Origin of the sequence: Thalassobacter stenotrophicus (genome assembly GCF_001458315.1) — a bacterium.
GTDB classification, from domain to species: Bacteria; Pseudomonadota; Alphaproteobacteria; order Rhodobacterales; family Rhodobacteraceae; genus Thalassobacter; species Thalassobacter stenotrophicus.
Genome location: NZ_CYRX01000005.1, coordinates 43,340 through 62,208, shown reverse-complemented (window position 1 = coordinate 62,208; position 18,869 = coordinate 43,340). Strand labels below are relative to the sequence as shown.

The 18,869-nt window shown below is 60.3% G+C and carries 23 protein-coding genes and 2 tRNA genes; 5 read left to right on the top strand and 20 right to left on the bottom strand.

The genetic code is table 11. The annotated features are described in order from the left end of the window. Together THS5294_RS18475 and THS5294_RS00500 are read left to right on the top strand one after the other, a co-directional pair. Positions 1-291: hypothetical protein (locus THS5294_RS18475; protein WP_233486370.1), on the top strand; the 291-nt coding region annotated here is incomplete at its 5' end. A 23-nt stretch (positions 292-314) separates the two neighbouring features. Beyond that, positions 315-599 carry a hypothetical protein gene (locus tag THS5294_RS00500; RefSeq protein ID WP_058122174.1) on the top strand — a complete coding sequence of 95 codons (285 nt, stop codon included), beginning with the start codon at positions 315-317 and terminating at the stop codon, positions 597-599. A gap of 295 nt (positions 600-894) precedes the next feature. On the opposite strand, the gene THS5294_RS00495 is transcribed toward THS5294_RS00500, so the two are convergent. From THS5294_RS00495 to THS5294_RS00445, 11 genes are all read right to left on the bottom strand, one after another. Further along, positions 895-969, bottom strand: a tRNA-Phe gene (locus THS5294_RS00495). Positions 970-1,062: 93 nt separating this feature from the next. After that, positions 1,063-1,245, bottom strand: a complete 183-nt coding sequence (locus THS5294_RS00490) for a DNA gyrase inhibitor YacG (protein WP_058122173.1) — start codon at positions 1,243-1,245, stop codon at positions 1,063-1,065. After that, positions 1,245-2,288 carry a ribonuclease E/G gene (locus THS5294_RS00485; protein ID WP_058122172.1) on the bottom strand — a complete coding sequence of 348 codons (1,044 nt, stop codon included), beginning with the start codon at positions 2,286-2,288 and terminating at the stop codon, positions 1,245-1,247. Before THS5294_RS00485 ends, THS5294_RS00490 begins: the two co-directional genes overlap by 1 nt. Next, positions 2,285-2,872, bottom strand: coding sequence for a Maf family protein (locus THS5294_RS00480; protein ID WP_139278666.1), 588 nt, complete (start codon positions 2,870-2,872; stop codon positions 2,285-2,287). The genes THS5294_RS00485 and THS5294_RS00480 overlap by 4 nt, the downstream gene beginning before the upstream one ends. 10 nt (positions 2,873-2,882) lie before the next feature. Next, positions 2,883-3,101, bottom strand: a complete 219-nt coding sequence (infA, locus tag THS5294_RS00475) for a translation initiation factor IF-1 (protein ID WP_011455993.1) — start codon at positions 3,099-3,101, stop codon at positions 2,883-2,885. Positions 3,102-3,304: 203 nt separating this feature from the next. Further along, complete coding sequence (locus THS5294_RS00470) at positions 3,305-3,697, bottom strand: arsenate-mycothiol transferase ArsC (protein ID WP_233486369.1); 393 nt, start codon at positions 3,695-3,697, stop codon at positions 3,305-3,307. A gap of 69 nt (positions 3,698-3,766) precedes the next feature. After that, positions 3,767-4,240, bottom strand: coding sequence for a UPF0262 family protein (locus tag THS5294_RS00465; RefSeq protein WP_038006176.1), 474 nt, complete (start codon positions 4,238-4,240; stop codon positions 3,767-3,769). Positions 4,241-4,327: 87 nt separating this feature from the next. Then, positions 4,328-5,629, bottom strand: coding sequence for a histidinol dehydrogenase (gene hisD, locus THS5294_RS00460; RefSeq protein WP_058122171.1), 1,302 nt, complete (start codon positions 5,627-5,629; stop codon positions 4,328-4,330). A gap of 115 nt (positions 5,630-5,744) precedes the next feature. Then, positions 5,745-6,203, bottom strand: a complete 459-nt coding sequence (locus THS5294_RS00455; RefSeq protein WP_038006182.1) for a DUF2948 family protein — start codon at positions 6,201-6,203, stop codon at positions 5,745-5,747. Continuing rightward, positions 6,196-7,470 carry a UDP-N-acetylglucosamine 1-carboxyvinyltransferase gene (murA, locus tag THS5294_RS00450; protein WP_058122170.1) on the bottom strand — a complete coding sequence of 425 codons (1,275 nt, stop codon included), beginning with the start codon at positions 7,468-7,470 and terminating at the stop codon, positions 6,196-6,198. The genes THS5294_RS00455 and murA overlap by 8 nt, the downstream gene beginning before the upstream one ends. Beyond that, positions 7,463-7,666, bottom strand: coding sequence for a hypothetical protein (locus THS5294_RS00445; RefSeq protein ID WP_038006188.1), 204 nt, complete (start codon positions 7,664-7,666; stop codon positions 7,463-7,465). Before THS5294_RS00445 ends, murA begins: the two co-directional genes overlap by 8 nt. Positions 7,667-7,759: 93 nt before the next feature. On the opposite strand from THS5294_RS00445, the gene THS5294_RS00440 reads away from it, so the two are divergent. Beyond that, positions 7,760-7,834 (top strand) — tRNA-Thr (locus THS5294_RS00440). Positions 7,835-7,887: 53 nt separating this feature from the next. Here the strand turns inward: THS5294_RS00440 and THS5294_RS00435 are convergent. The 4 genes from THS5294_RS00435 to THS5294_RS00420 form a co-directional block, all read right to left on the bottom strand. Further along, on the bottom strand, positions 7,888-9,474 hold the full coding sequence (locus THS5294_RS00435; protein ID WP_058122169.1) for a hypothetical protein: 1,587 nt from the start codon (positions 9,472-9,474) through the stop codon (positions 7,888-7,890). A gap of 184 nt (positions 9,475-9,658) precedes the next feature. After that, complete coding sequence (locus tag THS5294_RS00430; protein WP_082644910.1) at positions 9,659-11,143, bottom strand: tripartite tricarboxylate transporter permease; 1,485 nt, start codon at positions 11,141-11,143, stop codon at positions 9,659-9,661. Further along, positions 11,140-11,631, bottom strand: coding sequence for a tripartite tricarboxylate transporter TctB family protein (locus tag THS5294_RS00425; RefSeq protein ID WP_058122168.1), 492 nt, complete (start codon positions 11,629-11,631; stop codon positions 11,140-11,142). The genes THS5294_RS00430 and THS5294_RS00425 overlap by 4 nt, the downstream gene beginning before the upstream one ends. Before the next feature lie 82 nt (positions 11,632-11,713). Continuing rightward, complete coding sequence (locus THS5294_RS00420) at positions 11,714-12,691, bottom strand: tripartite tricarboxylate transporter substrate binding protein (RefSeq protein WP_038006196.1); 978 nt, start codon at positions 12,689-12,691, stop codon at positions 11,714-11,716. A gap of 184 nt (positions 12,692-12,875) precedes the next feature. Here THS5294_RS00420 and THS5294_RS00415 point away from each other — a divergent pair, with 184 nt between their 5' ends. Beyond that, on the top strand, positions 12,876-13,499 hold the full coding sequence (locus THS5294_RS00415) for a glutathione S-transferase family protein (RefSeq protein WP_058122167.1): 624 nt from the start codon (positions 12,876-12,878) through the stop codon (positions 13,497-13,499). After that, complete coding sequence (ltnD, locus tag THS5294_RS00410; RefSeq protein ID WP_058122166.1) at positions 13,496-14,386, top strand: L-threonate dehydrogenase; 891 nt, start codon at positions 13,496-13,498, stop codon at positions 14,384-14,386. Before THS5294_RS00415 ends, ltnD begins: the two co-directional genes overlap by 4 nt. 53 nt (positions 14,387-14,439) lie before the next feature. Here ltnD and THS5294_RS00405 read toward each other — a convergent pair whose 3' ends face one another. The 5 genes from THS5294_RS00405 to THS5294_RS00385 all read right to left on the bottom strand — a co-directional run bounded on the left by THS5294_RS00405 (position 14,440) and on the right by THS5294_RS00385 (position 18,859). Beyond that, a complete protein-coding gene (locus THS5294_RS00405; RefSeq protein WP_058122165.1) occupies positions 14,440-15,321 on the bottom strand; it encodes a bile acid:sodium symporter family protein in 882 nt (293 codons plus the stop codon). Between the two features lie 4 nt (positions 15,322-15,325). Beyond that, positions 15,326-17,038 (bottom strand): AMP-binding protein, encoded by a 1,713-nt coding sequence (locus tag THS5294_RS00400; RefSeq protein ID WP_058122164.1) that lies wholly within the window; start codon positions 17,036-17,038, stop codon positions 15,326-15,328. Between the two features lie 108 nt (positions 17,039-17,146). After that, entirely contained in the window at positions 17,147-17,770 is a 624-nt protein-coding gene (gene ureG, locus THS5294_RS00395) for an urease accessory protein UreG (protein WP_058122163.1), read from the bottom strand. Next, the gene (locus THS5294_RS00390) at positions 17,767-18,399 is read right to left on the bottom strand and encodes an urease accessory protein UreF (RefSeq protein ID WP_038006213.1); all 633 of its coding nucleotides are present in this window, start codon (positions 18,397-18,399) and stop codon (positions 17,767-17,769) included. The genes ureG and THS5294_RS00390 overlap by 4 nt, the downstream gene beginning before the upstream one ends. After that, a complete protein-coding gene (locus THS5294_RS00385; protein ID WP_058122181.1) occupies positions 18,389-18,859 on the bottom strand; it encodes an urease accessory protein UreE in 471 nt (156 codons plus the stop codon). Before THS5294_RS00385 ends, THS5294_RS00390 begins: the two co-directional genes overlap by 11 nt. Between the last annotated feature and the right edge of the window lie 10 nt (positions 18,860-18,869).

Genomic DNA, 18,869 nt, shown 5'->3' with positions numbered 1-18,869 from the left:
ACGCTGGCTTCACGTAGTGAATCCCCTCATGATGGGATTTGTGCAACAAAGCCGTTTACGTCAATAAGCTCAGGAACACACAGGAGCAAAACGGAAGCGTTAGAATGGTTAGTGAGTGGAGATTGTATTTCTATTGATGACTACGTGATCATACAGGACACGGACGATTGTATGGCGGGCACGCACACTGGCTCAGGAGAAGATTGGAAGGTTAACGCGTTTTTCTTTGCAAAAAAAGTGAACGGTAAAGCTAGTGAATGGTACGTGACAGGTGTTTCAGTAAACAAGTAGTGTAAATACAAAGGAGTTGAGGAATGCCAAAAAAACTATCGATTGTTCGTTTCAAACCCAAGCCTGAATGTTTTGATGAATTCTTGCAAAATATCCAAGACTGGCACGCTCAAGCGTTCGCTGATGGTGACCACCGTCTAATGCGGACTAAAGAGGAAGTTGTTGCTATAGTTGTTAGAGACAGCGAAATGCTAGACGAAAATATCAAACGTGGGGTAAATTGGTTAGACAGCCAAAGACCTCTCTTGCAAGAATACAATGCTGTAGATCGTCACACGATGCCCATAACAGGCGATCTCGTAGTCTAGCATTAGATCGACTCGTCATATTTTTAGTACTGAAATTGGCCACGTCGGTGTGTGGGACCTCCTAACACCCACGGTGTTGGTAACTACACCAATCGTGTCCCAAACCACGTCCGCCCAAAAAAATCCGCCAACACAGTGTTCGCAATACAGCACTAGCCAACACAGTGTTCAACACCGTGATTCAGCGTCTAAAATACTCAGCAACACGGCAAAAAGTGTGTTTATGGTGTGTTTTTGAAAAACACAACTTAAGCGTGTATGGCGCTGATTTAAGTTATTGATATTGCTTGATAAATGGTGCCCGGGGGCGGAATCGAACCACCGACACGAGGATTTTCAATCCACTGCTCTACCCCTGAGCTACCCGGGCATCCGTTTGACAAAGCGAACTCTGTCTGGGGTCGTCGTCGTTTAGTCCAGCGTTCCGGCAGTGTCCAGTGAACAATGCAAAAAAACCGATGTCTTAGTGCGGATTTTGTCGCTGGCGCTCCATCTCGGCTGCCGCGTCCTCTGCATCGTCCTCATCTTGCGAGGCAACTGCATAGGATCCGTTCAGCCAGCGACCCAAATCAACGTCCGCACAGCGCTTGGAGCAGAACGGGCGATACTTCGTTACCGTCTCTTTTGAGCAGATCGGGCAGGACACTACAGCGTCTCCAAATCGGTCGGCACCGGGGCGCGCTCGCGTTTGCGTTGTAGCTCATAGTGGCCCAGCGGGGTCCAGCCAACCAATGCGGTCTCGATGCTGTCGGCACGGAATGCAGCACGCAGCGCATCTTCAAACGCGCGGCGGTCCTTCTTTGGCATCGGCGCAAGGTCCAGCACGATTTGCCCCCCCAAGCCGCGCAGGCGCAAGGCGCGGGGCAGGGCGCGGGCAACGGCTAAGTTGGCGCGCAATCCGGCTGCAGGTGCGGTGTCTCCGCCCGTGTTCACATCCACGGCGACCAAGGCACGCGTCGGCTCGACAAACATAGATGCCTCGCCCAGCCGGACCTCGGCGCCCGTGGCTTTGGGCAGCGCATCCAACACACCCGCACGCTCAAAGGCGCCGGGCCCGCTCTCGATGGCATCCTCAGGCGGAGTGGACCAGTCGCGCCACGCCAAACCGTGGGCGTCGGGGCCGTCCAGCAACAACTCAGGCCCGGTGCCAGTGTCAGCAAGCACCTGCTGCGCCAGTTCCCATGTAGCGGCCAAATCTTCGGCGATCTCATCCGCGTCGGCGCCCTCTGCTGCACTGCGCAGGATCAAGCCCGCGCCACCATCAACGGGCACGGTTTCATGCGCGATCTCTAGCAGACGCTCCCGCTCATCGTCATCGCGCACCGAGCGGGCCACGTTGAAGCCCTTTGCTCCGGGCGTCACGATGCAATAGCGGCTCTTGAACAGGACGCGGTCCGTAACAGGCAAAGCCTTTCCGGGTTCCGCAAAACCCGTTACCTGCACCAAAAACGTGTCGCCGGGGGCGAGGCCCTTGGCTTGGCGAAAGAACCCTGTGCGGCCCGCGCCAAGGTCCATGAACATTCCGCCTTGACCCTTGATCGGGCGGTCACAAACGCCCCGGAACACCGTGCCCGGCAGCGCCATATCTCCGGCTGGATCGACCAGCAGATCATCCAATTGACCATCCATCATACGCGCGGCTGCGGGACGTCCCGCCACCGTATCAAGCGCGATCACAATACCCTTCATGCGGTCCCTTTCCACACCGGGAGGCCAGCGGCATTTAGCACGCCCGCAGTCTCGGCCAATGGCAGGCCGACGATCCCGGTAAAACTTCCTGATATCCAGGGGATAAACGCGCTGGCAGGCCCCTGAATGGCATAGCCCCCGGCCTTGCCGCGCCAATCATCACTCGCGATATACCAAGCGATTTCTGCGTCAGACAAAACCTTCATCCGTACGGCGCTTTCGACCGTGCGTTGCCACGACTGTGCGCTGCGACGCACCGCAAGCGCGGTAATAACCCGGTGACGGCGTCCGGACAAAAGCCGCAAAAACTGCTCCGCCTCGGCGGCGTCCTCTGGCTTGCCCAAAATGCGCCGTCCCAGCGCAACAGTCGTGTCGGCGCAAAGCACGATGTCATCTGCCTCGGCGGTCACCGCCGCAGCCTTACCCGCCGCAATCCGCTCACAATACGTGCGCGGAATTTCACGCGGCAGGGGGGTCTCATCAATGTCGGGGGGGCGCACGTCATCAGGGATGATGCCAAGCTGCGCCAATAGTTCTAGCCTCCGGGGTGAACCGGAGCCTAGGATCAACCGAGGGTGTGGCACGCGCACGTCCCTATTTGAAACGGTAATTGATCCGTCCCTTGGTCAGGTCATACGGTGTCATTTCAACCTGCACTTTGTCGCCCGCCAGAACCCGGATCCGGTTCTTGCGCATCTTTCCTGCCGTATGTGCGATAATCTCATGGCCGTTTTCGAGCTCGACCCGGAATGTCGCGTTTGGCAGGAGTTCCTTCACGACGCCGGGGAATTCGAGCATTTCTTCCTTGGCCATGGTCACTCCATCAAAATCGCCTGCGCAGTTCGCAGGTGCGGTGTAAATGCGCGCAATTTGTTCATACTTCAAGGGCTAAAGCGGTTTTGCACGCGCAGGCCCCGCAGACCCGCTTTGGCATCGTGGGTTTTCTACCGCATAGGGTCTGTCGAAATCGTTAACGATAGGGACACAATGGCCGTCATAACGCCCAAATGGACACCCTATGAATGGGGCGGCCCAAACCGTTCCACTAGTTTGTCGCGGATCTGATCGCGCGATTGTCGATAGCTTTCCAGCTTTTGATCGCGGTTATTGCCCAAACCCGTCGGGTCCATAATGGGCCAATATTCGACTTCAAGGTGGTAAAGCCGGGTCAAATCCAGCGCCATACGCTGGCTGGCGGGCGATAGGGCGATGATCAAATCAAACCCCGACAGGTCATCCCCCCATTCCTGCATCTCTTCAAACGACCGAGAGCGATGCCGCTCCAGCTCCACATCAATCTCGGCGCAGACCGCAATCGCAAAGCCATCAATTTCGAGGTCGTTCATCACACCGGCGGATTGAACATAAATGTCCATGCCGTACAGCTTTTTCATCAAAGCCTCAGCCATGGGGGAGCGTACCGCGTTATGATCGCAGCAAAAAAGCACCGATTGTGGCTGATCCCCCCCTGACACGCATCAGCCTCCGAAATGCAGCACGCAGATAAGTGTGAACAGCCGCCGCGCCGTGTCGGTGTCGATGTCAGCCTTACCTTCCAACCGCTCCTGCAGGATGCGCGCGCCCTCGTTGTGGATCCCGCGCCGAGCCATATCAATCGTTTCAATCTGGCTGGGGGGCAGGGTTTTCACCGCATCAAAGTAGCTGGCGCAAATCTGGTAGTAGTCTTTGACCACCTGCCGAAACGGTCCCAGCGCAAGCTGGAATTCCGCCGCCGGATCGTGGTGTTCTGTTGTCACACCAAACACAAGCCGCCTGTCGCGGATGCCCAAATTGATCCGATAGGGCCCCATGGGCGCATCGGGGCGGGCGATCGAAAAAGAATTATCCTCAAGCAGATCAAAAATCGCAACTTTGCGTTCTTGTTCTATCTCGGGGGTCGGGGTCGGCAGATTGGCGTCGTCAATCTCGATATGACAAATCTGAGCGCTCATGCGTGTGGCCTTTCCGTCTAGGGTCCTCCCCATAGCGCCCCTGATACGCCGAAAAGCAGCGCCGCGCCAAGGGGAGGTGGCAAATTCTCAGCGATTGAGGCGATCAAGCCGCGCGCGTACGCTCAGCCCATGGGCCTCAAGGCTCTCGGATTTCGCCAAGGTTTCGGCAGCGGGGCCAATAGCGCGCAGGGCCTCGGGCGTCATCTGGGCCAGCGTTGTGCGCTTGAGGAAATCCATCACCGACAAACCGCTTGAGAATCGCGCCGAGCGCGCCGTGGGCAATACGTGGTTGGGCCCGCCGATGTAGTCGCCAATCGCCTCAGGCGTCCACTGCCCCAGGAAAATCGCGCCCGCGTGGGTGATTTTCTCTGACAGGGCCACCGGGTCCGCTACACATAATTCCAGGTGCTCTGGCGCGATCCGGTCGCTTAGGGCGGCGGCTTCATCCAAGTCCGCCACAGTAATCACTGCGCCATAGTCGCGCCACGAAGGCCCGGCAATCGCGCGCCGCTCCAGCGTTTCAAGGCGGGCGTCAACGGCACGCGCAACGGCGGCCCCAAACTCCGCATCATCCGTAATCAGGATCGACTGCGCGCTCTCGTCATGTTCCGCCTGGCTCAACAGGTCGACAGCGATCCAATCGGGGTCATTGTCCCCATCCGCAATCACTAAAATTTCGGAGGGTCCAGCGATCATGTCGATGCCAACCTTGCCAAACACTCGCCGCTTGGCCGCCGCCACAAAGGCATTCCCCGGCCCGGTGATCTTGTCGACAGGCGCAATAGTCTCCGTGCCATAGGCCATCGCAGCCACGGCCTGCGCGCCACCAATGCGGTAAATCGTGTCCACACCCGCAAGGCGCGCGGCCAACAATACCAAAGGGTTGGCCACACCATCAGGCGTCGGCGCACAAATCGCGAGCCGCTTCACGCCCGCAACTTGCGCCGGGATCGCATTCATCAATACGCTCGACGGATAGGAGGCCAAACCACCGGGCACATACAAACCTGCCGCATCCACAGGGCCCCAACGCCATCCAAGCCGCGCACCCGTGGCGTCAGTCCAGCTTTCGTCATGGGGCATCTGCCGCTCATGATAGGCGCGGATCCGACGCGCCGCCAACGACAACGCCTCGGCCTCAGCTTCCGGCACCTGCGCCACAGCCGCGTCAATCTCTTCGGCCGAAAACGCCAACGTCTCAGGCGTAAGCGTCAGGCGATCAAACTTTTCCGTCAATTCCAGAACCGCGGCATCCCCGCGCGCACGCACATCCGCAATGATGCCCGCCACAACAGCATCCACATCCGGGCTGTCCTCGCGCTTGGCGCCCAAAAGCGTCGTAAACTGTGTTTCAAAGTCACTGTCGCGGGTGTTCAGAAATACAGGCATCGGCCCCTCCATGTCGCGCAGGGCCTACCCTGCCACGTGGTTGTGCTCAAGTCGTCTTTGGTTCGTTAAATATCCCGGGGTGGTCTGGAGGGGCTGGCCCCTCCGGCGTGCGGCATCATACGTCTGGATGACCGGGGCGGGTGTTTGACGGGGCGGCATAGGGCCGGGTGACATCCGCAAGGCTCACCTCAAGACACTCCACATCCATCCCCAAGGCACCATCCCCCGCAAGCACCAACTCCAATCGGCCCGCACCATCGGCAGCGGCAGCCCAGCTTAGGGCAAGCGCCGACAGCACGATATCCGCGTCCCGGCTCACCCCACTGGATTGCACCCGCAGGACACCATCAATCCGCAGCAAAGCACGCACACGTTCGGTGCGGCGTGCGGCGTCTTCCCAGCGAAAGCGGTTCACTAACACCGTCAAAGCGCGTTTCTTGGCGTCCCAATGGATTTGGTCCCCCGCAAACACCGCGTCCTGCAAACAGGCCGAGATAACCCGCAGGTCTTCTTCATCCCGCGCAATCAGGCGCAAGGGCGCCTCCGCACCGTCTTGGAATGTTGCGTCAGACATCGTCCTTCACCCGCTCGATTTTCGCACCAACACCGCTCAGCTTGCGCACAACATGCTCGTACCCGCGATCTAGGTGATAAACCCGGCTGACCTTCGTTTCACCCTCGGCGGCCAAACCCGCAAGGATCAACGACACGGACGCACGCAGGTCCGTCGCCATCACCGGGGCGCCGCGCAAACGGTCCACGCCGGTTACAGTCGCCGTGCCGCCATGGACGTCGATCTTGGCCCCCATGCGGGTCAACTCAGGTGCATGCATAAAGCGGTTTTCAAAGATTTTCTCGTCCAGAACACTCGTGCCCTCGGCGGTGCATAGCATCGCCATCATTTGTGCCTGCAAATCCGTGGGAAAGCCGGGGAAGGGGGCGGTTTCGACATCCACTGCCCGCATCGGCCCATTCGCGCGCCGCACCGTCAGGCCCGCGGGGCTTTCGGTCACTTCGGCACCTGCGGCCTCAATCCGCTCACAAAACGCCTCCAGCAAACCACGGCGCCCGCCCTGAAGCGTGACCTCACCACCCGCGATCAGCGGGGCCAGCATGTAGGTGCCCAATTCGATCCGATCTGTCACAACAGGGTGCGTGGCACCGTGCAGCCGGTCCACACCTTCAATCGTCAGCGTGCCGGTGCCTTCGCCCTCAATATGCGCACCCATCGCCCGCAAACACTGGGCCAAATCCACGATCTCAGGCTCGCGCGCGACGTTTTCAAGAACAGACGTGCCCTTGGCTAAAACAGCCGCCAGCAACGCGTTTTCCGTGGCCCCAACCGACACAATAGGAAAGGCATAGCGCCCGCCCTTAAGCCGCCCACCGGTGGCCTTGGCATGCACATAGCCCTCGCGCAGGTCCAACTCCGCCCCCAACGCCTCAAGCGCCTTGAGATGCAAATCAACGGGCCGCGCGCCAATCGCACAACCGCCGGGCAGGGACACAATCGCATGGCCATCGCGCGCGAGCATCGGCCCCAGCACAAGGATCGAGGCCCGCATTTTGCGCACAATATCATAGTCGGCAGTGTGGTTGTTGATGTCATGCGATGACATCGCCAGCACACCACCCTCCGCAAGGCTCGATACCTCAGCCCCCAATGACTGCAACAGCAGCGTCATCGTGCGGATATCCGACAGCCGAGGCGCATTCGTCAGGGTCAGCGGCTCTTCGCTCAGAAGGGTCGCGGGCATCAGCGTCAAACACGCGTTCTTGGCCCCCGCAATGGGGATTGACCCCTTCAGAGCCTGCCCGCCCTGTACGACTATACTATCCATGGCTCTCGTCCTCATTGTGCGCGTTAGCGTCCGCCTCGGTCCCCGGTTGCGAATCCGTCTCTGATCGCGCTTTTGCACGGGCCTGCGCCTTGCGGCGGCCCATGTTGGCCTTGAGCGCGGCCTTCAGGCGTTGTTCACGCGCAGCAGCCGCTTTTGCGGCCGGTGTCTCGGGGTGTTTGGCTGGGTTTTTTGTCATCTTAGAGACGGGTGTAGCCTGCCTTGCAAAAAGGGTCCAGATTGCCCTTGCGTGGATGTTCATTCCGGTCTAATCACCCGCCACCGGAAACATGCTGTGGTAGCTCAGTGGCAGAGCACACCCTTGGTAAGGGTGAGGTCGAGAGTTCAATCCTCTCTCACAGCACCACCGGCCCTCCCTTGAGATTGCTGGTGATAAGTTTCCACGCTGCTTCGGTGCCTTTAGCGCGCCACTGGATGAAATTCCAAAATCTCAAAGAATGATCCCCGGGCCAAGGGCGCGCCCAGATTGTGCAGCCCGGCGGCTTGGGCACGCGCGGCCTCGTCCGGCGCAAAAAGCACCAATGTATGCGTGTAAAAATCACGCCAATCCGCCAGATAGCTGTCTGCTTCAAAGACCTCATGGTCTTGGTGAATAGGCATCAAGACCTGCCAAGGGATTGGAAACAAATGCGTCTTGTCGCGCGGGGCATAGGCGGGCAGGGGGGCGATGGCGTTGCCTCCGGTGAAGACCCCGGTCCAATACGGCCCCCGGTCACGCAGGATATACGCGGCAGAGTGGGAATGCAGCCGGATCGTCTGCGCCTGCTCATGCCGTGTCACCAATAGCCGATCCTGCGGCGACAAAACGGCCGCCGCAGCGCGCAATTCGGCAACCTGCGCGTCGTGCAGCGCCCATTTGTCCGTTAGCCACAGCATTTTGCCCGCCAAGAGGACCAGCATCGCCCCGGCAAACACCCACAATGTGCGGGGCGTAAAGTCCACCCGGATCGCGGCCAACACCACAGGGGCCAACAGCACCGGAAACCGCATGTTGGTGTAGGCGATGCCCGAGAAATAATAGGGCACCAACAGCGTGATCAGGGCCAGCGCGGGCAGGGCGAACCGTACGCGCGGGTCCAAGGACATCCGCAGCCCGGCGCGGCGGACCCACAGGATGATCGCCGCCGTCACAGCCAACCCCAACAGCCCGGCCACAATCGTGTCCACGGTTGAGGCGAACAGCCCAAAGCTGGCAAATGGGGCGACAAAGGCGGTCAGGAATTGGATCGGCGTGCCGTAGTCGATCCCGCCGGCCTCTAGCTCCGTTGAGGCCCGCAGCGCGCCCACCAAATGCACCGCCGGGATGAGGGCAACAGCCATCACCATACTCGCCCGCCGCAGAATGGCGGCCCGGGTTGAAGGCGCGCGCGTGACGTCGTGCAGCTCCAGCAGGCCGATGATCAACATGATGAAGCCGAACGCATACAGGTGCATCACATAGACCAGCACCGCGCAGGGCCAAATCACCGCCAACCGCACAACGGCCCCCCGTGCGGCCATCGCAAACCACAACGCCAGCACCAAAATTGCCGCCGGTGCCGCCAACACAAAGTTCTCAAACCCAAAGGCCCAAGTCATGTTGTGCATCACCATCACGGTGATCAGCGGCCACACCGACCACGCGCCCCAGATCGTGCGGTGCAGCACGGCCGTCGCGGCAAACAGGCCAAAGGACCCCACTTGGATCAGCACCTTTTGCGTCACCTCAAGGTCCGCGCAAGCGGCGGGCCACGTGTGGATCAGGTCTGAGGTCAGGTTAGGCACGATGTCTAGGGCAAATGCATAGTAACGCGCGACGTGCTCGGCCCCCGCAGCCCCACATTGCAACACATGGCGCGCCATGTGGTTGGGCCAGTCGATCAGGGGCGGCGTGTCGTACCCCCACAACATCATGTTCAACGCAAACACCCCAATCGCCGCGATGAAAAAGAGGATCGTTTCCCCTTGGACGGGGCGGATAGGGGGCTTGGGTGCGTGCTTACCCATGCAGGGCTAGGGGCAGGATCGGGGCCATAATCCCTCTTTTCATGGCGTCTTTAATGGTGGTCAGGCGCGGTTTGATACAACGCGCCTGACCTAAGGGAACCATTAACCTGTTGCCGCAGGTTTCTCAACGGTTTCAAGGGCCTCGAAGGTTTTGCGATGCGCCCCGGCCACACAAACAGGCGGTCTACACCGCTTGCTTGCGCATAATCGCCCGTCCGATGGCCGCAATCGTCAACAACGTCATGGCCCAGAAAAACCACGTGATTGGCCCACGCAGCAGGATGCTCGGGTCGCTGCCCGACATCAGCATGGATTGGCGGAAGTTGTCCTCTAGCAAGGGGCCAAGAATGAACGCGATCAAGAAGGGGGCGGCGGGGATGCGATACCGCATCATGACATAGCCCACCCAGCCCATCGCAAACATCACGCCTACGTCAAAGATGTTGTTGTTCACCGCGAACACCCCATAGATGCAAAGGATCAAAACGGCGGGCATCAGGATGCGTTTGGGCACATCCGCGACGAACCGAAAGCCCTTGATCGCGACACTGCCCACGATGAACAAAAACACCGAGCTGACGATCAACCCGATGAACAGCCCATAGATGATGTCGACATTTAGGATGAACATCATCGGCCCCGGTTGCAGCCCATGCACCATGAACGCGCCGATGATGATCGCGGTGATCACATCCCCCGGCACGCCCAGTGCCAGCAGCGGGATTAGCGTGGCCCCTGCCACCCCGTTGTTCCCCGCCTCAGAAGCCGCAACGCCCTCAATCTCACCCTTGCCAAAGTTGGCCTTGTTCTTGGATTTTCGCCGCGCCTCAGAATAGCTCAAAAAGGCCGAAGGGGCCGCCCCGATCCCGGGGATCGACCCCAAAAACACCCCAATCAGACTGCCCCGAAGGATCGACCGAAAGCTTGCGATATAGTCTTTGATCGTGACCTTCGCATTGCCAAGCGCGCGGGCCTTGCCCAAATGCGCCGTGGGGTTCCATGCCATTGCGATGATCTCAGGGATGGCGAACAGGCCGATCAAAACGGCGATAAAATTCAGCCCCCCCATCATGTTCGGGTCGCCAAAAGTGAACCGGTTGGTCCCATACACCAAATCCAACCCCACGGTGGCCAGCAACAGCCCCAGCAACGCCGACAAGGCCCCGCGCAACAGGCTGTCGCCCGACACCCCGGCAATGATCGTCAGCGAAAACAGGATCAGGGCGAAAAACTCAGGCGGGCCAAAGTTCAACGCAAAGGACGCAAGCCACCCCGCAAACAGGATCAGCGCAAGGTTGGACACCAAATCCGCCGTGCACGACGCCCATAGCGCCATGCCCAAGGCGCGCCCGGCCTCACCGCGTTCGGCCATTGGGTGACCGTCAAGGATGGTGGCCGATGACGCTGGCGTGCCGGGGGTCTTGATCAAAATTGCGGGGATACAGCCGCCAAAAATCCCGCCCTTATACACGCCCAGAAGCAGCAAAATGCCGGTGATCGGCTGCATCGAAAACGTAAATGGCAGCGTCAGGGCGACTGCCATCGTGGCCGACAGGCCCGGAATGGCGCCGCCGATGACCCCAATCACAATGCCCACAAACAACGCCAAAAACGCCTCAACCGAGGCGACAAGGCTCAGACCTGCCATCAGGCTGTCAATAAAACTCACGGAAGCCTCACAAATATGCCTTGGGGGATCGCGACCCCCGCCACTTTGGCGAAAAATAGATACAGCGCGAGCGGGATCACCACCGCGCAGATAAGGGCCGTGATGGGATGGCGCGTGCGGAACAAAAAGGCCGTCAGGACGAACACAATCATCGCGGTCCACACCATGCCCAAACGGGGCAGGGCGAACATTGTCGCCACCATGATCACGGCCAGAGCAGACAGCCGCACCCATGATAGACCGTCGTCGGCGGCGGGTTCTGCCTCGGCGTCAGGGACAGGTGATGCCCCGCGCGCGGCCAGCAATAGCCCCAAGCCCACCAAGCCCGTGATACCCGACAACGCATAGGGCCAAAACACGGGTGCGAGCACGATGTTGGACACATTGCTTGGCGACGAAACCCAGTTCGGGATCGCCCAAAGCACAAGGAACGCGGCGGCCAAACAGGCCCCTAGTCCCAATTGAAATTGAATGGTTTTCGGTGACACCTCACATCCCCCAGTGTCAAATCTCGTGAAGAATGCGGCCACCCAAAGACAGCCGCATCCAGTGTTTTCAGTCCGTTAGGGCTTAACCTTCAATGCGCATCCCAAGGTCTTCGACCAGCGTGCGGAAGGTGTCGTACTGACCTTGAATGAACTCATTGGCCTTGACCGGGTCCATCAATTCGATGACCGAGCCGCGGGCCTCCATGGTTTCGCGGAACTTGGGGTCGGCAGTGGCGGCGGCCATCCACTCACCCCACTTTGCGGCCACATCATCGGGCAGATCGTCAGGGCCTGCGATCCCGGTCCAACCGACCAATTGGTTCAGCTTATCCTTGCCCAATTGGTTCGCGGTGGGGGCATCAAAGCCGACAACGGGCTCGGCCGTGGTCACCAACAGCGGTGTCAGCTGCTTGTTGGCCACAAACGACGCAAGCGCGGATGAGTTGGTGCACACAAACGTCGATGTCCCGTTCAGAACAGCCGTGATCGCGGCACCGCCACCCTTTTGCGGGATGTGTGTGGCGTCGGTCAGCGGGTCGGCCACGCCGAACTCCGACAGGACCATCGCGCTGGCCAGATGCGGCATCGATCCCACACCGGATGAGCTATAGCTGATGCCGCCCTCGGCGACTTTTGCAATCAACTGATCCATCGACGTGATGCCCGACGCCGGGCGCACCGCGCAGGCCACAGGGTTGATTTCATACACGGTCACAAAGCGGAAATCTTCCAGTCCGTAGGGCAGTGTGGCCTTCATCGCAGGGTTCACGGAATGTGAGCCGACCCGCGCAAACAGCATCGTATAGCCATCCGCGCTGGCGTTTTGTACGGCAACCGACCCAGTCGCGCCGCCCGCACCGGTGATGTTCGCCATCACCAAGGGCTTGCCCACCGCCGCGCCCAAAGGCTCAGAGATGGTGCGCGCAGAAATGTCAGTGGCCCCACCCGCGCCGTAGGGGATCACCATATTGATCGCCCGCGTCGGATAATCAGCATAAGCCGCCGTCGCGCCCAAAAGGGCCGCGGCCGTGACGGCAAAGGTCAAAGTCGTGTGTTTCATGTAGTCCTCCCAGTGGTTGTCGTGGCCCTCTTGCGGGGCTCTGAAAAAACGATAGGCGTAAGTTCCGCTTTACGGAAGTTAAAACAACTTACCATCCATGTAAGCGTAAGTATCGTGCGCCCGTGCGGAAATCGTGGGCATTTCGGGGTAGTCTCTGCGCGCGGCCGGCCCTACGGTGACCGACATGTATACACTTTATTACTCCAAAGGGTCCTCTGCGCTTGCGCCACACATCCTCGCCCTAGAGCTGGGTGTGGACCTCGCGCTGGTTGAGGTGCCGATCCCACAGGGCGCGCATCAGGCGCCCGAATTCCTTGCGCGCAACCCAAAGGGCCGAGTGCCGCTGCTGGATACACCCGAGGGCAGCCTGACCGAAAACCCCGCGATCCTTGAGTATTTGGCCGCGCGCCACCCACAGCGGGGGCTGCTGCCGGAAGGCCATTTGGCCCAAGCCCGCGCGCGCGAATTATGCGCCTATCTGTGTGCCGCGGCTCACATTGCATTCGCGCACAAACTGCGAGGCAAGCGCTGGGCGCAGGACCCCGTGGCCTTGGCCGATATGCAAAAGTACGTACCGCAAAACCTAACGGAATGCGCGACTTACCTCGAAACCACCCTGCCATTGGGGCCATGGGCGCTGGGCGCAGACTATAGTTTTTGCGACCCCTACCTTTATGTCTTTGCCCGCTGGTTGGACGCCGCAGGGGTGTCGATTGATCCTTTCCCAAAACTCGCCGCGCACAAACTTGCAATGCTGGCGCGCCCCGCTACACAGGCCGCGTTGGCCGCACAGGAGATCCAAGAATGACAACAACCGCAATCGTGGGCCTCGGCTCAATGGGCTATGGCATGGCGCAATCGCTGCTGCGCGCAGGGATGCGCACCCACGGCTATGATATCTCGGCCGAACGCACGGCCCAGTTTCAGGCCGAAGGCGGCGCTGAGGGCGCGTTGGGCGATGTTGCGGGCACGTTGGATGCGCTGGTTGTGGTGGTCCTGAACGCGGCCCAAACCGAGGATGTTTTGTTCGGCGCGAACGGCGTGGTTCCGGGTCTGCGCCCTGGCGCAATTGTCCTTAGCTGCGCAACCGTGCCCCCCGCATTTGCGCGCGAAATGGAGGCACGCTGCGCGACCAGCGGTGTCCTGTACCTCGATGCGCCAATTTCGGGCGGAGCGGCCAAGGCGGCATCGGGCCAATTGTCGATCATGGCGTCTGGCACACCGACGGCTTTTGCCGCTGCGCGCCCCGTGTTGGATGCAATGGCCGAGACGGTGTTTGAATTGGGCGATGCCGCAGGTGCTGGCTCGGCGATGAAGGCCGTTAACCAGTTGCTGGCGGGCGTCCACATTGCAACCATGGCCGAGGCCCTGACCTTTGGGATGACCCAAGGCGTGACGCCTGCCGCTTTTGTTGAGGTGATCTCAAAATGTGCGGGCACGAGCTGGATGTTGGAAAACCGCGCGCCCCACATTGTGGACGGCGATTACGCGCCGCGCAGTTCGGTAAACATCTGGCCCAAGGACCTTGGCATCGTGCTCGACATTGCGCGCGACGCGGGCTTCGAGGCGCCGATCACTGACACCGCGCTGGCACAGTTCAAGGCCGCCGCTGAGATGGGTTTGGGGGGTGTCGATGACGCCGCCGTGGCCAAGGTCTATGCCAAGCAAGCGGGACTAAAATTACCGGGCGAATAATGTATACATTAATGTGTACATTAAACGCCCAGCGGTGGGGGGCGCTTTGCCCCCTATAGCAACCCGTCCGGCATCGCCTGTTCCGCGGCCGTATTTGCGCGGCGGAAATAGAACGTCACACAGGTTGAGACGATCACGATGAACAGCGAATACAGCACCGGCACCGCCATGTAACTTTGCGCCTCGGTGCCCGAGAACGTAAACGCGATGATCGCCACCGCGAGGGGACCGTTCTGGATGCCGGTTTCAAGCGCCACGGTGCGCGCATTTCGGGGGTGTAATTTCAGGGCGCGGGCAAAGTTGTAGCCGATGAAAATACCCACCAAACCCAGCGCTGCTGAGGCTGCGTAGGTGGCCCATGTCGTCTCCATCAAAAAGCCCCAGTTGCGCGGGATCCAGGACACGATCAGAAAGACGATAAAGAACACCGCAAGGGCAGAGCCCATGAACTCTGTCACCGCGCCGACATTGGCGTTCAGCTTGCGCAGCGTCATGCCAATCGCGACGGGTACAAGCAGCAAAACCAGCGTGGCGATGATGTTTTCGCGCGGAATTTCGAGGTCCAGCGCACCTGCATAAACCAGCAAAACAATCGGGATCAAAAGCACCCCAAAGATCGTGGAGGTCACGGTCATCAAGACTGACAGTGCCAGATTACCCTTTGAAAAGTATGTGAAAATGTTCGATGTCGTGCCGCCGGGCATACAGGCCATGATCAACGTGCCGACCGCAATCGCCTCTGGCAAGGGCAGGGCCGTGATCAGCAAAAAGCCAATAAACGGCATGAACCCGTATTGCGAGACCACCCCAATCGCGAGGCCCTTTGGCCGCTTGAGCGCGAGGACAAAATCGCGCGGCGTGAGCGATGCGCCCATGCCCAACATAATCACTGCAATCATTAGCGCCAGAATGGCTTGTTCAAAAGGTCCGACCATGACGCTATCCCTTGCTCAGTTCTTCGGCGCGCAGGTCCTTGCGCAGGATTTTTCCGACGTTGGATTTGGGCAAATCATCCCGGAATTCAATGACTTTGGGCACCTTGTAGTTGGTCAGGTGCTCTTTGCAGTAGGCGCGTAGGGTGGCTTGATCGAGGGTGTCGTCCAAGGCCACGACATAGGCCTTGAGGGCCTCGCCACTGGCGCCATCGGGCACCCCGATCACTGCGGCTTCTGACACGCCGGGGTGGCGGGTCATGCAGTCTTCGATCTCATTGGGATAGACGTTAAAGCCCGACACCAGCACCATGTCCTTTTTACGGTCCACGATGCGGAAATAGCCGTCGGCGTCCATCGTGCCGATATCTCCCGTCAGGAACCACCCGTCGCGCAGGACATTCGCGGTTTCTTCGGGGTTTTGCCAATAGCCCTTCATGATTTGGGGGCCTTTGGCGGCCAGTTCGCCCGCGCTGCCTTGGGGGACTTCGTCGCCGGCCTCATCCACGCATTTCATGTAGGTCGAGGGCACGGGCACGCCGATGGAATTGACTCGTGTCTTGCCCATCGGGTTGAAGCTGAGGCAGGGGGCGGTCTCGGTCAGGCCGTAGCCTTCGAGGACAGGTTTGCCGGTGATCTCTTCCCACCGTTCGGCCACGGCGGACTGCAATGCCATGCCACCAGCGGCCGCAAATTTTAGGTGCTTCGGCGGGGAATCCAAGAACCAGATTTCATTATTCAAACCATTAAAGAGCGTATTGACCCCGCTCAGTACCGTAATCTTATAATTTTCGAACGCGCGCTTCAGATTGCTGAGCGGGCGAGGATTGGGGATCAACACGTTGTTGGCCCCCAGTGAATAGAACCCCAGAAGGTTCACGGTGAAGGCAAAGATGTGGTACATCGGCAGCGCGGTCAGCACGACCTCGGACCCGCTTTCGAGGCCCTCTAACAGTTCCAGCGTCTGCTCCATGTTGGTGAGCAGGTTGGCGTGGCTCAGCATCGCGGCCTTGGATACACCCGTCGTGCCGCCGGTGTATTGTAGGCACGCAAGGTCGTCGCCCGTCATGTGGGCGCGGTATTCTTCGACCACGACTTGGTCGGCGTCGCGGCGGCTGCGCCCGCTGGCCAACGCGTCGGGCAGGCGGATATGCGGGACCTCAATCGGGGAAAGCGACCGATCCCAGTATTTTTGCACCAAGCGCACGATGCCGCGCGGGGCGGCGGGGAAAAACTCGGCCACTTGGGTGACGATGATGTTGGGGATCGGGTGGCCCTGCATCGCCTCGACCAGCTTTTCGGCAAAGATATCAACGATGACGAGCGCGTTGGGCGTAGCATCCGCGAACTGCTTGGCCATTTCCTCGGCGGTATAAAGGGGGTTCACGTTCACCAAAACGCAGCCCGCCTTCATCACCCCAAAGGCGACCACCGGAAAGGGCAGGCCATTGGGCACCTGCAGCGCCACACGGTCCCCCGCCGACAGGCCCGCGACTTCGCGTAGGTAAATCGCGAAAGCGTCTGACATTTCATCGACTTGCGCATAGGTGAGCCGCCCGTTCATCCCGTTTGGCAGGCAACAGGTGAACGCGGTTTTGGCCCCATGCAGATGGGTCATGGCGTTGATCAAATCACCGATCGTGCGGTGCAGCGGGGCGGGAATATCCGCGCGCGCATTTGGCCCGTAAAAGGCCGTCCACGGCCGGTTTTGTTCGCTCATGAGACCCTCCCCAAGGTTTTTGGCACCCTAGCAGTTAAGCGTGTTTTGGAAAGAGTCATCATGCGTCACGGGCAAAAGGTCCGCAACGTCACCTTGGGTCTGTGGCGGCTAGGGCGTATTAAGGAGTAGCCCGCCAATCGCCTCGGCTTGGGCGGCGACCTCGGCCACGCCTGTGCCGTGCCGCAGGGCGCAGAACTGGAACGGACGGCCTGCACGCATCCGGGTGGCGTCCCGCTCCATCACGCTCAGATCGGCGCCGACATGGGGCGCGAGGTCGGTTTTGTTGATGATCAACACGTCTGAGCGGGTGATCGCGGGGCCACCCTTGCGGGGGATTTCCTCACCCGCGGCGACGTCAATGACATAGAGCGTGATGTCCGCCAGTTCGGGTGAGAAGGTGGCCGACAGGTTGTCGCCCCCGCTCTCGATCAGGATGACGTCCAGATCAGGGTGGCGCGCGTTCATCTGCGCCACGGCGGCCAGGTTGATGCTTGCGTCCTCACGGATGGCGGTGTGGGGGCAGCCCCCGGTTTCGACGCCGATAATCCGGTCTGAGGGCAGGATTTGCATCCGGGTCAGGGCCTCGGCGTCCTCTTGGGTGTAGATGTCGTTGGTGATGACGGCCACGGACAGCCGGTCTTTCCAATGGGCGGCGAGGCGCGCGGTGAGGGTTGTTTTGCCAGCGCCCACAGGGCCGCCGATGCCGATACGAAGGGGGCCATTTTGGCTCATGTGCGGAAGGTCCTTGAGTAAAGAGTTTCGTGCTGCATAGCGTGGATATCGGCCAAGAATGCGGTGCCTGAGAGGGCGTCTAGGTCGCCCTGTGCGGTGTCGGTGGCGATGGTTTTGCACAGGGGCGATAGCGCGTGGATCAGCGCGTGACCTTGGGTTTGGCCAAGCGGGATCAGGCGGATGCCGACGGACACAAGTGTGCTCGCAAAGGCCTGAAGGTAGTATTGTGTGGTCAGCTCTAGGGGCAGATCCAGCAGGTGCGCGGCCCGGCCCACAGCCACCGGGTAGGCATAATCGGGCAGGTCGATCGGCCAGATCGCGCGGGTGGTCGCGGCAAAGGCGGCCCCTTGTTGCGTCGTCTCCATCACCCGCTCCGCCGATGAGGCAAAGGCGCGGCAGAGATCATCGGCCTGCGCAGGGTCGCCGTGAAAGGCCGCCGCTAGAAATAGCGCGTCATTGCGGCCCGAGCCGTGGGTCAACACTGGCGTGATCCATGCGCGCAGGCTTTCGGCATCGTGGACCAAGCCGCCCTCAATCGCGGTTTCGAGCCCATGGGAATAGGCAAAGGCACCAACGGGGTAGGCGGGTGAAAACCACTGCGCCAGGGTGAGGGTCGCGTCAGTGGTCATGGGGGACCGGCCCGTGCTGGTGGGAATGGTCGTGGCCGTGGGTGCGGCCATGGCCATAGGCGCCGCCCTCGGGGGTGAAGGGGGCGGTGATTTCAGCAATCTGCGCGCCGAGGCCGCGGAGCATGTCGGCCATGATCGGGTCCGCGCGGATGATCAGGTGGTCGGCTTCGATCTGGCAGGGCGTGTGGCGGTTGCCGATGTGCCACGCCAGCCGGGGCAGGTTACCGGTGATGCGTAGGCACGGCTCATCCGCCGCGAGCACCGCAATATGCGTGCCGTCCGTGCAGACCAGCACGCCACCGGGCGGCAGCGATGTGGCTTGGGCGAAGTCCACCAGCACTTGGTTGCCTTGGTCCGTGGTCAGCACCTTGCGGCGCAGAAAGCGGGCGTCATAGCTGAGCGTCAGCGCGTCGCTGGGCGCGCCGTGGGGATGAGGGTGGGTGGTTTGGGCTGTTTTCATCGTGCTCATG

What these genes read in the sequence shown, in the direction of transcription:
- THS5294_RS00445 (WP_038006188.1), bottom strand. Translation starts at nt 7,666, where the DNA reads ATGACAAAAAACCCAGCCAAACACCCCGAGACACCGGCCGCAAAAGCG.
- THS5294_RS00465 (WP_038006176.1), bottom strand. Translation starts at nt 4,240, where the DNA reads ATGAGCGCTCAGATTTGTCATATCGAGATTGACGACGCCAATCTGCCG.
- THS5294_RS00435 (WP_058122169.1), bottom strand. Translation starts at nt 9,474, where the DNA reads ATGGGTAAGCACGCACCCAAGCCCCCTATCCGCCCCGTCCAAGGGGAA.
- THS5294_RS00420 (WP_038006196.1), bottom strand. Translation starts at nt 12,691, where the DNA reads ATGAAACACACGACTTTGACCTTTGCCGTCACGGCCGCGGCCCTTTTG.
- ltnD (WP_058122166.1), top strand. Translation starts at nt 13,496, where the DNA reads ATGACAACAACCGCAATCGTGGGCCTCGGCTCAATGGGCTATGGCATG.
- hisD (WP_058122171.1), bottom strand. Translation starts at nt 5,629, where the DNA reads ATGCCTGTATTTCTGAACACCCGCGACAGTGACTTTGAAACACAGTTT.
- THS5294_RS00400 (WP_058122164.1), bottom strand. Translation starts at nt 17,038, where the DNA reads ATGAGCGAACAAAACCGGCCGTGGACGGCCTTTTACGGGCCAAATGCG.
- THS5294_RS00415 (WP_058122167.1), top strand. Translation starts at nt 12,876, where the DNA reads ATGTATACACTTTATTACTCCAAAGGGTCCTCTGCGCTTGCGCCACAC.
- ureG (WP_058122163.1), bottom strand. Translation starts at nt 17,770, where the DNA reads ATGAGCCAAAATGGCCCCCTTCGTATCGGCATCGGCGGCCCTGTGGGC.
- THS5294_RS00385 (WP_058122181.1), bottom strand. Translation starts at nt 18,859, where the DNA reads ATGAAAACAGCCCAAACCACCCACCCTCATCCCCACGGCGCGCCCAGC.
- THS5294_RS00485 (WP_058122172.1), bottom strand. Translation starts at nt 2,288, where the DNA reads ATGAAGGGTATTGTGATCGCGCTTGATACGGTGGCGGGACGTCCCGCA.
- THS5294_RS00390 (WP_038006213.1), bottom strand. Translation starts at nt 18,399, where the DNA reads ATGACCACTGACGCGACCCTCACCCTGGCGCAGTGGTTTTCACCCGCC.
- THS5294_RS00405 (WP_058122165.1), bottom strand. Translation starts at nt 15,321, where the DNA reads ATGGTCGGACCTTTTGAACAAGCCATTCTGGCGCTAATGATTGCAGTG.
- THS5294_RS00470 (WP_233486369.1), bottom strand. Translation starts at nt 3,697, where the DNA reads ATGGCTGAGGCTTTGATGAAAAAGCTGTACGGCATGGACATTTATGTT.
- infA (WP_011455993.1), bottom strand. Translation starts at nt 3,101, where the DNA reads ATGGCCAAGGAAGAAATGCTCGAATTCCCCGGCGTCGTGAAGGAACTC.
- murA (WP_058122170.1), bottom strand. Translation starts at nt 7,470, where the DNA reads ATGGATAGTATAGTCGTACAGGGCGGGCAGGCTCTGAAGGGGTCAATC.
- THS5294_RS00500 (WP_058122174.1), top strand. Translation starts at nt 315, where the DNA reads ATGCCAAAAAAACTATCGATTGTTCGTTTCAAACCCAAGCCTGAATGT.
- THS5294_RS00455 (WP_038006182.1), bottom strand. Translation starts at nt 6,203, where the DNA reads ATGTCTGACGCAACATTCCAAGACGGTGCGGAGGCGCCCTTGCGCCTG.